13 protein-coding genes are annotated in these 15,168 nt (G+C 64.4%); 10 read left to right on the forward strand and 3 right to left on the reverse strand.

What is annotated here, in order from left to right; all coding sequences use genetic code 11:
• Window positions 1-292 precede the first annotated feature (292 nt).
• Window positions 293-964 carry an extensin family protein gene (locus Q0094_RS08605; RefSeq protein WP_297617834.1) on the forward strand — a complete coding sequence of 224 codons (672 nt, stop codon included), beginning with the start codon at window positions 293-295 and terminating at the stop codon, window positions 962-964.
• Window positions 965-1,069: 105 nt separating this feature from the next.
• Here the strand turns inward: Q0094_RS08605 and Q0094_RS08610 are convergent, their stop codons facing one another.
• The gene (locus Q0094_RS08610; RefSeq protein WP_297617837.1) at window positions 1,070-2,071 is read right to left on the reverse strand and encodes a DUF2125 domain-containing protein; all 1,002 of its coding nucleotides are present in this window, start codon (window positions 2,069-2,071) and stop codon (window positions 1,070-1,072) included.
• A gap of 86 nt (window positions 2,072-2,157) precedes the next feature.
• On the opposite strand from Q0094_RS08610, the gene Q0094_RS08615 reads away from it, so the two are divergent.
• The 3 genes from Q0094_RS08615 to Q0094_RS08625 all read left to right on the forward strand — a co-directional run bounded on the left by Q0094_RS08615 (window position 2,158) and on the right by Q0094_RS08625 (window position 5,598).
• On the forward strand, window positions 2,158-2,694 hold the full coding sequence (locus Q0094_RS08615; RefSeq protein WP_297617840.1) for a gamma-glutamylcyclotransferase: 537 nt from the start codon (window positions 2,158-2,160) through the stop codon (window positions 2,692-2,694).
• A 93-nt stretch (window positions 2,695-2,787) separates the two neighbouring features.
• Window positions 2,788-4,023: a biopolymer transporter ExbB gene (locus tag Q0094_RS08620; protein ID WP_297617843.1), complete on the forward strand. Its 1,236-nt coding sequence runs from the start codon at window positions 2,788-2,790 to the stop codon at window positions 4,021-4,023.
• Between the two features lie 6 nt (window positions 4,024-4,029).
• Window positions 4,030-5,598: a peptidoglycan -binding protein gene (locus Q0094_RS08625; RefSeq protein WP_297617846.1), complete on the forward strand. Its 1,569-nt coding sequence runs from the start codon at window positions 4,030-4,032 to the stop codon at window positions 5,596-5,598.
• Window positions 5,599-5,682: 84 nt separating this feature from the next.
• Here the strand turns inward: Q0094_RS08625 and clpA are convergent, their stop codons facing one another.
• Window positions 5,683-8,019, reverse strand: a complete 2,337-nt coding sequence (gene clpA, locus Q0094_RS08630) for an ATP-dependent Clp protease ATP-binding subunit ClpA (RefSeq protein ID WP_297617849.1) — start codon at window positions 8,017-8,019, stop codon at window positions 5,683-5,685.
• A 200-nt stretch (window positions 8,020-8,219) separates the two neighbouring features.
• The gene (gene gloB / locus Q0094_RS08635) at window positions 8,220-9,002 is read right to left on the reverse strand and encodes a hydroxyacylglutathione hydrolase (protein ID WP_297617852.1); all 783 of its coding nucleotides are present in this window, start codon (window positions 9,000-9,002) and stop codon (window positions 8,220-8,222) included.
• Window positions 9,003-9,073: 71 nt separating this feature from the next.
• On the opposite strand from gloB, the gene Q0094_RS08640 reads away from it, so the two are divergent.
• The 6 genes from Q0094_RS08640 (at window position 9,074) to Q0094_RS08665 (ending at window position 15,085) form a co-directional block, all read left to right on the forward strand.
• On the forward strand, window positions 9,074-9,871 hold the full coding sequence (locus Q0094_RS08640) for a methyltransferase domain-containing protein (protein WP_297617855.1): 798 nt from the start codon (window positions 9,074-9,076) through the stop codon (window positions 9,869-9,871).
• Between the two features lie 352 nt (window positions 9,872-10,223).
• A complete protein-coding gene (locus Q0094_RS08645; RefSeq protein WP_297617858.1) occupies window positions 10,224-10,784 on the forward strand; it encodes a F0F1 ATP synthase subunit delta in 561 nt (186 codons plus the stop codon).
• Between the two features lies 1 nt (window position 10,785).
• A complete protein-coding gene (gene atpA, locus Q0094_RS08650) occupies window positions 10,786-12,324 on the forward strand; it encodes a F0F1 ATP synthase subunit alpha (RefSeq protein WP_297617861.1) in 1,539 nt (512 codons plus the stop codon).
• A 12-nt stretch (window positions 12,325-12,336) separates the two neighbouring features.
• Complete coding sequence (locus tag Q0094_RS08655) at window positions 12,337-13,215, forward strand: F0F1 ATP synthase subunit gamma (protein WP_297617864.1); 879 nt, start codon at window positions 12,337-12,339, stop codon at window positions 13,213-13,215.
• Between the two features lie 16 nt (window positions 13,216-13,231).
• Window positions 13,232-14,656 carry a F0F1 ATP synthase subunit beta gene (atpD, locus tag Q0094_RS08660; protein ID WP_297617867.1) on the forward strand — a complete coding sequence of 475 codons (1,425 nt, stop codon included), beginning with the start codon at window positions 13,232-13,234 and terminating at the stop codon, window positions 14,654-14,656.
• 9 nt (window positions 14,657-14,665) lie between these two features.
• Window positions 14,666-15,085 carry a F0F1 ATP synthase subunit epsilon gene (locus Q0094_RS08665; protein ID WP_297617870.1) on the forward strand — a complete coding sequence of 140 codons (420 nt, stop codon included), beginning with the start codon at window positions 14,666-14,668 and terminating at the stop codon, window positions 15,083-15,085.
• Window positions 15,086-15,168 lie beyond the last annotated feature (83 nt).

The raw sequence follows: 15,168 nt of genomic DNA on the forward strand, positions 1-15,168 counted from the left end.
CGATCGTTCGCCCCGGCCCGAATTGCGCCCCGGTGCCGCCGCGCGCATGCCCATCACGCCCGCGCCCCGATCCGCGCAGCCCGCTGCAGGCGCCACAAGCGCGGCCCCCGCCAGTTCCGGCCGCCCGGTGCCGCGCCCCCTTCCGCGCCTAGGGCCGCAGCCTGTTCCTGCGTCGGCAGGGCTGGCCGCGATTGTCGATGCTGCGATTGCCCGCAGCGCCGACGCGGCCCCAACCCAAGACCGGAACCAGGATCAGGCCCAACAACAAGCTGCCGATCGCTCAGGCGCACAGATGACGCCGACGCCCCCGTCGGGCTCTGGCACCGTGCTTGCCACCCGCCAATCCCTGCGCCCGATGCTGCGGCCCGAAGGGCTGGCAGAGCGATCAACGGCCTCGGCGGCGCGCAACATTTCATCCAGCGTGGCCCAGCTTGGCCAGCGCGGCGCCCTGTGTGGTCAAGCGGGGCTGGAGGGCGAGCGGCTGGAGCCCATCGCCGGGCGTGTGCGGGGCTGCGGCATTGCAGAACCCGTGCGGCTGCGCGTGGTTGATGGCATTGCGCTCAGCACACCCGCCACCGTCAATTGCGAGACCGCCCGCGCCCTGCAAACTTGGGTTCGCCACAGCGTTGTGCCGACCGTCGGCCGTCATGGCGGCGGGGTCCGATCCTTGCGCGTGGTGGCCTCTTTTGCGTGCCGGACGCAAAACAATCGGCCCGGCGCACGGATGTCCGAACATGGGCGCGGTAATGCGATCGACATCGCGGGCGTCGGGCTGGCCGATGGCGGTGAATTGACCGTGCTGGGCGATTGGCGCACGCGGCGCGAGGGGCGCATCCTGCGCGCCCTGCATGCGGGGGCATGTGGGCCGTTTGGCACCGTTCTGGGGCCTCAGTCAGACCGCTTTCACCGGGATCATTTCCATTTCGACGTGGCGCGCCATCGCTCGGGGCCGTTCTGTCGTTAGGCAGGGGGGCGGAAAACCCGGGTTTTCCGCACGGGAAATCTCGAGATTTCCCGCCCCTGCCGGCCCGCGGTGCAATCGGGATCCGGGCGTCTGCCCGGCTGCCGATCAGCGCAGCCTGAGCCTTGGACCTTCGCCGATGGGCAGCGGCCCGAGAAACACGAAGCCCTGATCAAGCCGCAAGGTCACATCCAGATCCTCGCGCCGCCCCGACAGCCCCGCCAGAAACCCAAGCGCGCTTTCGGCCGCTTGCCGCATGGAGGCGGGCAAAAGACCCGAGCGTTCGGCCATGGCCAGCATCTCGGGCCAGTTTTGCGCGCGGATCGCGACCTCGCCGGTGGGGCGGCCCTGATCATCGATATCGACCGCCCCCGACAAGCGCAGCATCAGCGCGCCCCATTCGGCGCGGGCCTCGGTCAGATCGATCCGGGTGGGTTGCGGGCGGGTGGTTTCAATGGCGCTGATATCCCAAGGCCGGTCAAAGCGGACCATCGCCTCGGAACGGACGATCGGGATCGCTTCGGGCAAAAGCCCGGCGGGGTCAAGCAGGCGCGCAATCTGCGTGGCGGGGATCAGATCGCTGGCTTCGAACGCGATGGCATAATGTGCCTCGGAACCCTCTTGGCGGGTCATCTCAAGGCGGCCTTGGGCCAATTGGCTGCTCCAACCCAGCGAACTGTCGATGCGCAGATCCAGCATTTCGGTGCGCAAGGCATCAAGCGCCAGCCCCGCCGAAGGGCGCAGATCCAGAACCGACTGCAGCCTTTGGGCGGTGATCGTCAGCGTTTCGAACGGTGACGCGACGGTGTGCGTGGCGGGCCAGATCGCTTCGATCCGCGACGGATCCCATGTGGCATGGCGGATGATGAACAGCGGGGCCGCCCAGGCCAGCCCTGTGGCCGGATCGGCCAGGGACAGTTCGGCGATGCGTGTCTCGAAAGCCGATGGGAAGCCCGCGACCGTCACATCGCGGCGGCTGACGACCCAGCCCTCGGCCTCGCGGGCGTCAAGCCAGTTTTGTACTGTCCGCTCGGTCAGCGCGGCCCAGCCGAACCAGCCGGCCACAGCCAAGGCCGCGAACCCCGTCACCCATCCCAACAGCCGTTTCATGCGATCCCCTATCGCCGGTTTGACCCGGACGATATAGCCACAAGCAGGGTGGCTGGCCATGCGGGAGAATGGGCGCAATGGGTGGAATGGGCGATCTTTGGGTCTTTGGCTATGGCTCGCTGTTGTGGAACCCGGGTTTTGCGGTGCTGGAGCGGCGTGTGGCGCGGCTGCATGGCTGGCAGCGCAGCTTTTGCATGTCGTCGATCCATCATCGCGGCACACCCGAGGCCCCCGGTCTGGTGCTGGCGCTGGACCGGGCCGATCATGCGGTGTGCCATGGGCTGGCCTTTCGCGTGGCGGCCGGGCAGGCAGAGGCGACGCTTGCCTATCTGCGGGCGCGTGAACTTGTGTCTTCGGCCTATCTGGAGACGCGCCAGCCGCTGGAGCTTGAGGATGGAACGCCGCTCGAGGGCGCGCTGGCCTATGTGGTCGACCGCGCCCATGCGCAGTATTGCACCCTGCCGCTTGACCAACAGGCCCGGATCATCGCACGCGCCGTGGGCGGGCGCGGGCCGAACGATGAATATCTGGAAAATACCGCCACCCAACTGCATGCGCTGGGCCTGCCTGATCCGGATCTCGATTGGCTTGTGGCCCGGGTGCGCCAAATCAAGGCGGGCTGAGCGCCCATTGCGCATTGGCATATGCCCCCCGCCCCTGTAGATTGCACCGGGCAAATCAAGAACCGGGCCGGAGCCATGGCGAGCAGAGCAGACATGGGCGCAGAACAGCGCAATCCGCGCATGGCGCGGCCAACACGCCAGATCGTGCTGATGGCGATCATCTGTGCCGTGGTGCTGGCAGGCGCCGGGGTGCTCTGGCCGTCGGTTCAGCCGGTGTTCTTGTCGGCGCCGGTGTTGAACGGCTTGATCGGCGTGGTTTTCATCATCGGCGTCTTGGCCTGTTTCGCACAGGTGTTTCAGCTGTTTTCGTCGATCACCTGGCTCGAGGCGCTGGCGGGTGGCGCCCCGCAAGAGGCGACCGAACGCCCGCCCCGGCTGTTGGCCGCCATGACCGGCATTGCGCGGGTGCGCGGGCGGGGCATGCAAGTGACGGGCCCGGCCGCGCGCTCGATCCTTGATTCGGTCGGCTCGCGGATGGAGGAAAGCCGTGACATCACGCGCTATCTTGCCAATCTGCTGATCTTTCTTGGCCTTCTGGGCACGTTTTTCGGGCTGGCCACGACGGTTCCCGCCGTGGTCGATACCATCCGGTCGCTGCAACCCGCCGCAGGCGAGGAAGGTCTGGCCGTTTTTGGGCGGCTGATGGATGGTCTCGAGGATCAGCTGGGCGGCATGGGCACGGCCTTTGCCTCGTCGCTTCTGGGGTTGGCGGGGTCGCTGGTCGTGGGCTTGCTGGAGCTTTACGCGGGCCATGGCCAGAACAGGTTTTACCGCGAACTGGAGGAATGGCTGGCCACGATCACACGCGTCAGCCTTGCCGCCAGCGAGGGCGAAGGCGGCGGGATCGATCGCAGCGCGATTGCCACCGTTCTCGATCACATGGTCGATCAGGTCGAAACGCTGCAATCGCTGTTTGCCCAATCCGAGGCGCGCCGCGCCGATACAGAGGCACGTCTGATCCAGTTGACGGGCGCCATCGAAGGGCTTGCGGGCCAGTTGAGCACACAGCCCTTTGCCGTGGCCGAACGGCTTGCCGAAGGGCAGAACCGGCTTTCCGAAGGCCAGAACCGGCTTGCTGTCGGGCAGGAACGGCTGATTGATGTGCTGGCGGCCGCTCAATCGACCCCACCCGTCGATGAAGAAAGCCGGATGCGGCTGCGCTCGATCGATGTGCAGCTTCTCAAGATCTACGATCATCTGGGCACCACGCGGGACGCGGAAATCTTGTTGCTGCGCCGCGATATCGGGGATCTGACCCAAGCCTTGCGCGATCTGGTCGCCGCCGCCCGCACCCCCGCGCGCCCATCCCGCACCCATCCCGGGGAGTGACGCGCGATGGCCTTTCAGCGCCGCGCGGGTAATCGGGGCTCGGGGCCGATCTGGCCGGGATTCGTCGATGCGATCACAGCGCTGTTGATGGTGATGATCTTTGTGCTGACCATATTCATGGTCGTGCAATTCGTGCTGTCGGAAGAAATCAACAACCAGGATGATGAGCTTGCCAGCCTGAACGCGCAGCTTAACGCCCTGTCGCTGGCCTTGGGGCTGGAAGAAGCGCGGGCCGGCGATCTGGAAAGCCGGGTGGCCACGCTGACCGGATCGCTCGCCGCCGCCGAGGGGCAATTGGCCGCCCAAGGCGCGCTGATCGCGGATTTCGAAGCACAGGTGGCCGCCTTGATCGCAGCCAATACGCAACTGTCCACCGAACGCGATACGGTGGCCGCTGAATTGGCCGAGAGCCTGACGGCTGCCCAAGCGCTGGAACTGGCACTGGCCAGCGCGCGTTCGGAAATCGACACAGCCGCCCAGGAGGCCCGCCTTGCTGCGGCCCGCCGTGAGGCGCTCGAGGCGCTGATTGCCAGCCTTGAAACCGATGCCGAGACGCAGGCGGGCCAGATCACCGCGCTTGAGGCGGAATTGTCCGAGGCCGAGATCGCCCGGCTGACCGAAGCCGCCGCCGCCGAGGCGCTGCGCGCGCGGTTGCAAGACGCGGATGCCGAATTGACCGCGCTGACGCTGGCGTTGGAGGAACAGCGCCGCCGGGCCGAAGAGACCTTGACGCTTCTGGCCGCCGCTCGGGCCGCTCAGGGTGATCTGGGCGAAATCGAGGCCGCCCGCGCCGCTGCCCTGTCCGAGGCGGAAAGGCGCGCGGCATTGTTGGCCGTGGCCAATGCCGAACTGGCCCGGGCCGAGGCGGATTCGGCCGAAAGCCAGCGACAGGTCGCGCTCCTGAACGAACAAGTGGCTGCCTTGCGCCAGCAGCTTGGTGCGCTTCAGGGCCTGCTCGATGCCTCGGCCGCCGAGGATGCCGCGGCGGATGTGCAGATTGCAACGCTTGGCTCACAGCTGAACGCCGCGCTGGCCCAGCTTGCCGCGCAACAGACCCGCGTGGCCGAATTCGAGGCCGCCGAGGCCGCCCGCCTTGCCGCCGAAGCCCAGGAGCTGGAGCGCTATCGCTCGGAATTCTTCGGGCGGTTGCGCAGCCTTCTGGAAGGGCGCGAGGGGGTCCGCATCGAAGGCGACCGATTCGTGTTTTCCTCCGAGGTGCTGTTTGAAGTGGGCTCGGCCGATCTGGCCCCCGAGGGGCTATTGCAGATCGCCAATGTCGCCAGCCTTTTGTCGCAAGTGGCTGAAGAGATCCCCGAAGGCATCGACTGGATCTTGCGCGTGGATGGCCATACCGATGACCGGCCGCTCAGCGGAACGGGGGCGTTTCTGTCGAATTGGGAGTTGAGCCAGGCGCGCGCGCTGTCGGTCGTGCTCTATCTGTCCGAGCAGCTGGGCTTTCCTGCCGACCGGCTGGCGGCCACCGGTTTTGGCGAATTCAACCCGATTGCCCCCAATACCACCGTGACGGGCCGCGCCCAGAACCGGCGGATCGAGTTGAAGCTGACCGAACGCTGACGCGCAGGCTTTTGCCAAAGGCACCAACAAAAAGGCCCGGCGCATGGCGCCGGGCCCTTGTCTTGTGCGCTCTGGGCCGGAGGATCAGTCGGCGGTCAGAAGCGGCGGTTTTTTCGCCGTGATGCGCGGCGCGCTGGGCGGATCGATCTGCAGGTCGATCTTGTCGTCCTTGACGCTGACCTTGACATTGCCACCCTTGGCGAGCCTGCCGAACAACAGTTCTTCGGCCAAGGGTTTCTTGATGTGTTCCTGAATGACGCGGCCCAGCGGGCGCGCACCCATCCGGTCATCATAGCCCTTTTCGGCAAGCCACGCAGCGGCGGGTTCGGTCAGTTCGATGGTGACGTTGCGATCCATCAGCTGCGCTTCGAGTTGCAGAACGAATTTCTCGACCACTTGCATGATCACCTCGCGCGGGAGCGCGCCAAAGCTGATCACCGCATCCAGCCGGTTGCGGAATTCCGGCGTGAATGTGCGCTCGATGGCGGCTGTATCTTCGCCCTCGCGCTTGTCGCGGCCGAAACCTATCGCGGCCTTTTGCATGTCGGCCGCGCCCGCGTTCGAGGTCATGATCAAGATCACGTTGCGGAAATCGACCTTGCGCCCGTTGTGATCTGTCAGCGTGCCGTGGTCCATCACCTGCAACAAGATGTTGAACACATCCGGGTGGGCTTTCTCGATCTCGTCGAGCAGCAGAACGCTATGGGGATGCTGGTCGATCCCATCGGTCAAAAGCCCGCCCTGATCAAAGCCCACATAGCCCGGCGGTGCGCCGATCAGGCGGGAAACCGCGTGCTTTTCCATGTATTCCGACATGTCAAAGCGCAACAGCTCCACGCCCAGCGTGTCGGCCAGTTGCTTGGCCACCTCGGTCTTGCCCACGCCGGTCGGGCCCGCGAACAGGTAGTTGCCGATGGGCTTTTCCGGTTCGCGCAGACCCGCGCGCGCCAGCTTGATGGAACTTGCCAGCGCCTCGATTGCCTTGTCCTGACCAAAGACGACGCGCTTGAGCGTCACCTCCAGATCCTTGAGCACGGCGGCGTCATCCTTGGAGACGTTCTTGGGGGGGATGCGGGCGATTTTCGCCACGACATCCTCGATCTCCTTGGCGCCCAGCGTCTTGCGGCGCTTGGATTCGGCCACCAGATGCTGGGCTGCGCCGGCCTCGTCGATCACATCGATGGCCTTGTCGGGCAGCTTGCGGTCGTTGATGTAGCGCGCGCTCAGCTCCACCGCCGCCTTGATCGCATCGGCGGTGTATTTGACGCCGTGATGATCCTCGAAATAGGGCTTGAGACCCTTGAGGATCTTGATCGTGTCTTCGACCGTGGGTTCGTTCACATCGATCTTCTGGAACCGGCGCGACAGCGCACGGTCCTTTTCGAAATGCTGGCGGAATTCCTTGTAGGTGGTCGATCCCATGCAGCGCAGCTTGCCGCCCTGAAGCGCAGGCTTGAGCAGGTTCGACGCATCCATCGCCCCGCCGCTGGTCGCGCCCGCGCCGATGACGGTGTGGATCTCATCGATGAACAAGATCGCATCGGGGTGATCTTCAAGCTCCTTGACGACCGCTTTCAGCCGCTCTTCGAAATCGCCGCGATAGCGGGTGCCCGCCAGAAGCGCGCCCAGATCGAGCGAATAGATGGTGGAATGGGCCAGCACCTCGGGCGTTTCGCCTTCGACGATCTTTTTGGCCAGACCTTCGGCGATGGCGGTTTTGCCCACGCCCGGATCACCCACCAGAAGCGGGTTGTTCTTGCGGCGGCGGCACAGTACCTGAATGCAGCGTTCCACCTCGGCGGCACGCCCGATCAGCGGGTCGATATCGCCCTTGAGCGATTTGGCGTTCAGATCGACGCAATATTTGGCCAGCGCCGAATCCTTGGCATCGCCGCCTTCGGTGCCGGTTTGCGACCCGGCGCGGGTTTCTTCTTCGGTGTCGGTGGCGCCGGTGACCGGGCGGCTTTCGCCATAGGACGGGTCCTTGGCCACGCCATGGGCGATGAAATTGACCGCGTCATAGCGCGTCATGTCCTGTTCTTGCAGGAAATAGGCTGCATTGCTTTCCCGTTCGGCAAAGATCGCGACCAGCACATTGGCGCCTGTGACCTCGGTGCGGCCCGAAGATTGCACATGGATCGCGGCGCGCTGGATCACCCGCTGGAACGCGGCGGTGGGAACGGCCTCGGAACCTTCGACATCGGTTTCCAATGTGGACAGGTCATCATCGATAAAGGCCACCAGCGTTTCGCGCAGCGCCTCGATATTGACCGAACACGCAAGCATGACCTTGCGGGCCTCGGGCTCGTCCAGCAGCGCCAGAAGCAGATGCTCCAGCGTTGCCAGTTCATGGCGGCGCGCATTCGCGTTGGCCAGCGCCGCATGGATGGCCTGCTCAAGTGTGGTTGAAAAAGATGGCACGGGCGTGCTCCTTTACTCGTGCATCGGACGGGGCGGGCGGCCCCTCGCCGATCATGGCCTCTTGGTGACAAGCTTCGCTTTCTGTGCGCCTGTTTCAAGGGGAAACTGCGCAAGGTTTCGTGTGCGTGGCCAAGATGGCCCTCTATCCCTTGCCTCCGTCTGTCGTGCCCAAACTTTGGGCACGCGGTGCGGCTGACGTCTCAAAACGAATCCTTGAGGCTGCGGATCCGGGCAAAGACGTCGACGGGCGCCTGACCGGCAAGGCCCAGATGCTGGGCAATCCCCGGGTCGGCTGCACGCAGGAAAGGGTTCGTTGCAAGCTCCTCGGACAACACCGAGGGGACTGTGGGCCGATCGGCGGCGCGCGCGGCCTCGATCTTCATGCCGCGTGAGATAAGCGCAGGATTGCCCGGTTCAATGGTGCGTGCAAAACGAAGATTGCTCATCGTGTATTCATGACCCGAACACACCAGCGTTTCGGGGGGCAGGGCGGCCAGCTTTTGCAGGCTGTCCCACATCTGTGCCGCTGTGCCTTCGAACAGGCGGCCACAGCCCAGCGCCATCAGGCTGTCGGCGGTAAAGACGGCATTGGCCTGCGGAAAGTGACAGGCGATATGGCCGATGGTGTGGCCCGAGACATCGATCACATGGCCCCTCAGTGCGCCGATGACGACCTGATCCCCTTCGGTCAGGGCATGATCGAGCGGCGGCAGGCGATGGGCATCGGCCGCTGCCCCCCATACCCGCGCACCGCTGGCCGCGCGCAGGGCCGCCACGCCATCGACATGATCCCAATGGTGGTGCGTGATCACGATATCCGTCAGATGCCAGCCGCGCGCAGCCAGCGCCGCCTCGACCGGGGCGGCGTCCGGCACATCGATCACGGCGGTGGCGCCGGTGGCCCGATCATGCAGCAGATAGGCGTAATTGTCCTTGAGACAGGGGATGGTGACGATTTCGGGTGCCGGGCCGGTATCGGGCATGGAATTTTTCGGCTCCTTCGGTCAAACTTGGACACAGGGCGATAGCCTCGCGCACCATCAGAGCTAGTGCAATGCATCTCGACGTCACGGATTTGCGGCAATTCTATTACCGGACCCAGCTGGGCCGTATCGCGCAAAAAGCGGTGCGCGATCGCATGCTGGCGCTCTGGCCCGAGGCGCAGGGTCAGACGGTGGTGGGCTTTGGCTTTGCCGTGCCGCTGTTGCGCCCCTATCTGGGGCAAGCGCGCCGCGTGATCGGGGTGATGCCCGCCCAGCAAGGCGTAATGCCTTGGCCGGCGGGGTCCGAGAATGTTTCGCTCTTGTGCCGCGAGGGGTTGTGGCCATTGCCGACGGGTCTGGCCGACAAGGTCGTGTGCCTGCACGGGCTGGAAACATCCGAACATCCCACCGCCGTGCTGGAGGAATGTGCCCGCGTTCTGGGCCCGGGGGGCAAGGCGCTGTTCATCGTGCCGAACCGTTCGGGGCTTTGGGCGCGACGCGACGCGACGCCCTTTGGCTTTGGGCGGCCCTATTCGCTGGGCCAGCTCGAGGCACAGATGAAGCGCCACGACTTTACGCCCGAACGCCATGCCGCCGCCCTGTTTGCGCCGCCGTCCCACCACCGCTTTTGGCTGCGGTCGGCCGAATTGGTGGAAAAGATGGGCGCGCGCCTGTCGCGCCATTATGCGGGCGGGGTGATCTTGCTGGAGGTTTCAAAGCGGGTGCATGCGCCAACGCGGCCGGGTCTGGCCGAACGGATGCGCCAGCCGCTCAAGGTGCTGGAAGGGACGCCTGCACCTGTGGGGGCGTCAGCCGTCACAGGCCTTGGGCGTGAGCGTCACATCATCACCCCGTCTGGCATCGCCTGAGGGGCGCATGACCGCCCATGCGACCGGGCCTTGGGGCCGATGCCGCAGGGCATGGGCAGATCCGTCTGTGTCACCCATGATTCCGCTGGCCAAACGCGACCGATCTTTTGTCGCCGGGCGCTTCGATCTGGTGCGGTCAAAGCGTCGCATATCCCGGACATGCGGTCTTTGCCTTGTTTTGCTGGGATTTTCCTTCTGGGCCAGCACAGTGTATCGCGGTTGCAGCATTGCGGGGGCTCTGCTACACCACCGGCGATTTTACAGAAAACGGCCGCCTTTTGCTGCCATGATGCGATTTGCCCGGGGGCGTCTGCGCGCCCTCTCCGGGCCACCTATATGAGAAAGGGTGGACGTGAGCGAACCAGCTTCAATTTCGACCGGCATTGCAGCCCGTTATGCGACGGCCGTGTTCGATCTGGCCAAGGGTGAGGGTGTTCTGGACGCGCTGGAAAGCGATGTGGCCACCTTGGAAGCCGCGATGGCCAGCAGCGCGGATTTGCGCGATGTGATCACTTCGCCACTCTACGGGCGCGACGCGACCGAAGCGGCGATGGGCAAGCTTGCGGCTGCGATGGGGCTGCATGGGATCACGGGCAACACGCTGCGCCTGATGGCACAAAAGCGCCGCCTGTTCATTCTGCCGGCCTTGTTGCGCGCGCTGCGCGCCAAGATCGCCGCCGACAAGGGCGAGGTGACAGCCGATGTCGTGTCAGCCAAGGCGCTGACCAAGACCCAGGCCGACAAGCTGGCCAAGGTTCTGGCCGCGTCTGTGGGCCGGGATGTCAAATTGAATGCGACCGTCGATGAAAGCCTTATCGGCGGTCTTGTCGTAAAGCTGGGCTCGACCATGATCGACACCTCGGTCAAGGCAAAGCTCAACGCACTCCAGAACACGATGAAAGAGGTCGGTTAACATGGCGATCCAAGCTGCAGAAATCTCTGCGATCCTGAAGGACCAGATCAAGAATTTCGGCCAGGACGCCGAAGTGGCCGAAGTGGGCCGGGTGTTGTCGGTCGGCGACGGGATCGCGCGCGTCTACGGTCTGGACAATGTCCAGGCCGGTGAGATGGTCGAATTCCCCGGCGGCATCCGCGGCATGGCGCTGAACCTTGAAGCCGACAACGTCGGTGTCGTGATCTTCGGTTCGGACCGGGACATCAAGGAAGGCGACACCGTCAAGCGCACCAAGTCGATCGTGGACGTGCCCGCCGGCAACGCGCTTTTGGGCCGCGTGGTCGATGGTCTTGGCAATCCGCTGGATGGCAAGGGCCCGATCGCCACGACCGAACGTCGCATCGCCGATGTGAAGGCGCCCGGCATCATCCCGCGCAAATCGGTGCATGAGCCGATGGCCACCGGCCTCAAGGCGATCGACGCCATGATCCCGATCGGCCGTGGCCAGCGCGAATTGATCATCGGTGACCGCCAGACCGGCAAGACCGCCGTGGCGCTTGATACGATCCTGAACCAAAAGGTCTACAACCAGGCCGCAGGCGATGACGAAAGCAAGAAGCTCTACTGCATCTATGTTGCCGTCGGTCAAAAGCGGTCGACCGTGGCGCAGCTGGTCAAGAAGCTCGAGGAAACCGGCGCGATGGAATACACCATCGTCGTGGCCGCAACCGCATCCGACCCTGCACCGATGCAGTTCCTTGCGCCCTATGCTGCAACCGCGATGGCCGAGTTCTTCCGCGACAATGGCCGTCATGCGCTGATCATCTATGATGATTTGTCCAAGCAGGCCGTGGCCTATCGCCAGATGTCGCTGCTGTTGCGCCGCCCGCCGGGTCGCGAAGCCTATCCCGGCGACGTGTTCTATCTCCACTCCCGCCTGCTGGAGCGGTCGGCCAAGCTGAACGAAGACAATGGCTCGGGCTCACTGACAGCCCTGCCCGTCATCGAGACGCAGGGCGGCGACGTGTCGGCCTTTATTCCGACCAACGTGATCTCGATCACCGACGGCCAGATCTTCCTGGAAACGGAACTGTTCTTCCAAGGTATCCGCCCTGCCGTGAACACCGGTCTGTCGGTGTCGCGCGTGGGATCGAGCGCCCAGACCAACGCGATGAAATCGGTTGCGGGTTCGGTCAAGCTGGAACTGGCACAGTATCGCGAGATGGCGGCTTTCGCTCAATTCGGGTCTGATCTTGATGCCGCCACCCAGCGGTTGCTCAACCGCGGCGCGCGTCTGACCGAATTGATGAAGCAGCCGCAGTATTCGCCGCTGACCAACGCGGAAATCGTCTGCGTCATTTTCGCGGGCATCAACGGCTATCTCGACAAGCTGCCCGTGTCCAAGGTCGGCCCGTTCGAGCGTGGTCTGGTGGCCTTTCTGCGCAGCAAGCGCCCCGATCTGCTCAGCTGGATCACCACCGCCGACCCCAAGATCAAGGGCGACGCATCCGACAAGATCAAGGCTGCTCTGAACGAATTCGCCGCCGATTTCGCCTGAGGGATCTGACAGATGCCCAATCTCAAGGATCTCAAGAACAGGATCGCGTCGGTCAAATCGACCCGCAAGATCACCAAGGCGATGCAGATGGTCGCCGCCGCCAAACTGCGCCGTGCGCAAGAAGCGGCGGAGATGGCGCGCCCCTATGCCGAGCGTATGCAGACCGTGATGAGCGGTCTGGCGCAATCGGTGGGCAATTCCGACGGCGCGCCCCGGCTTTTGGCGGGCACGGGCCGGTCTGATGTGCATCTTCTGGTTGTGATGACCTCTGAACGCGGGCTGTGCGGTGGGTTCAACTCGACCATCGTGCGGCTGGCCCGCAACCGTGCCGAAGCGCTGACGCGTCAGGGCAAGACGGTCAAGATCCTGACCGTCGGCAAGAAGGGCCGTGAGCAACTCCGCCGCGATCAGTCCGACAGGTTCATCGGCCATGTCGATCTGAGCGATGTGAAACGGTTGGGCTATGCGGAGGCCGCGCGCATCGCCACGGACGTGCTGGGCCTGTTCGATGCGGGCGAATTCGACGTCGCCACCATCTTTTTCAATCGGTTCCAGTCGGTCATCAGCCAGGTGCCGACCGCAACCCAGATTATCCCGGCCCAGTTCGACGCGCCCGATGGCGCGGCCGAAGTCGGCGCACAATATGACTACGAGCCGTCCGAAGAGGCCGTGCTTGAAGACCTGTTGCCGCGCGGGGTGGCCACCCAGATCTTTACCGCGCTGTTGGAAAACGCCGCCTCGGAACAGGGTGCGCGCATGTCCGCAATGGACAACGCGACCCGCAACGCAGGTGACATGATCGAGCGGCTGACCATCGAATACAACCGTTCGCGTCAGGCCGTGATTACCAACGAGCTGATCGAAATCATCTCGGGCGCTGAAGCGCTCTAAGAACCGGAGACACGACATGGCAAACGCAGTCGGAAAAATCACCCAAGTCATCGGCGCCGTCGTCGACGTGCAGTTCGATGAACACCTGCCCGAGATCCTGAACGCGCTGACCACCGACAATGGCGGCAAGCGGCTGGTGCTGGAAGTGGCCCAGCATTTGGGCGAAGGCACCGTGCGCACCATCGCGATGGATGCCACCGAAGGTCTGGTGCGCGGCCAGAAGGTCACGGACACCGGCGGCCCGATCATGGTTCCCGTGGGCACCGCGACGCTGGGGCGCATCTTGAACGTGGTGGGCGAACCCGTGGACGAAGGCGGCCCGGTCGAGGCAGATGAATACCGCTCGATCCACCAGCCCGCACCGGAATTCAGCGAACAGGCCACCGAATCGGAAATCCTTGTGACCGGTATCAAGGTGGTCGACCTGCTGGCCCCCTATTCCAAGGGCGGCAAGATCGGCCTGTTCGGCGGCGCCGGCGTCGGCAAGACGGTGTTGATCATGGAGTTGATCAACAACATCGCCAAGGTGCATTCGGGCTTTTCCGTGTTCGCCGGCGTGGGTGAGCGCACCCGCGAAGGCAACGATCTCTATCACGAGATGATCGAATCCAACGTGATCAAGCCCGACAACCTTTCGGAAAGCCAAGTGGCTCTGGTCTATGGCCAGATGAACGAGCCTCCGGGCGCGCGGGCGCGTGTGGCGCTGACCGGCCTGACCTTGGCCGAACAGTTCCGCGATGCCTCGGGCACCGATGTGTTGTTCTTCGTCGACAACATCTTCCGCTTCACGCAGGCAGGCTCCGAAGTGTCGGCGCTGCTGGGTCGTATCCCCTCGGCTGTGGGCTACCAGCCGACGCTGGCCACCGACATGGGCGCGATGCAGGAACGCATCACCTCGACCAAGTCGGGATCGATCACCTCGATCCAGGCCGTTTACGTTCCTGCCGACGACTTGACAGACCCCGCGCCCGCCACGACCTTTGCCCATCTTGACGCGACCACCGTCTTGTCGCGCGCCATCTCGGAACTGGGCATCTACCCGGCGGTGGACCCGCTCGACAGCTCCTCGCGGCTGATGGATCCCCAGATCCTGGGCACGGAGCATTATCAGGTCGCCCGCGACGTCCAGGGCATCTTGCAGCGCTACAAGTCGCTGCAAGACATCATCGCCATCCTTGGCATGGATGAACTGTCCGAAGAGGACAAGCTGACCGTGGCGCGCGCCCGCAAGATCCAGCGCTTCCTCAGCCAGCCCTTCGACGTGGCCAAGGTGTTTACCGGATCAGACGGCGTTCAGGTGCCGCTGGCCGTGACCATCGACAGCTTCAAGCGCGTCGTCGCCGGCGAGTTTGACCATCTTCCCGAAGCGGCCTTTTACATGGTCGGCGGCATCGAGGATGTGATCGCAAAGGCGGAACGTATGGCGGCCGAGGCCGCGTAAGGGGGCCTTATGGCACAGAAGATGCAGTTCGATCTGGTCGCACCCGAACGGCGCCTTGCGTCGGTCGCGGTGGATGCCGTGCAGATCCCCGCGACCGATGGGGATCTGACGGCCATGGCCGATCACGCACCGCTGATCACCACGCTGCGTCCCGGTATCTTGCGGGTCCAGGGCGGCGAAGGCGCTGCTGAGACGGCGTATTTCGTCACCGGCGGTTTTGCGGATGTGGCGGGCCCCTCGGTCACGGTGCTGGCCGAACAGGCCTTGCCGGTCAGCGAGGTGACAACCGAACTGATGGAAGGCTTCATCGCCGAGGCCCGCGCGGCCCATGACAAGGCGCGTGCCGCCGATGCCACCAACCCGGCCGTCAATGTCGCGGCCAAGCGTTTGGCGGATCTGGAAGCAGCCAAGGCACAACTGGCGGGCTGATACCGCACCGGTCCAAAAAATAAGGGTCCCTGCGGCTTGCGCAGGGGCCCTTTTTTCTTAAGCTGATGTCAGGGGTGTGCATG

This window comes from uncultured Roseicyclus sp. (genome assembly GCF_937892565.1).
Taxonomy (GTDB): Bacteria; Pseudomonadota; Alphaproteobacteria; order Rhodobacterales; family Rhodobacteraceae; genus Roseicyclus.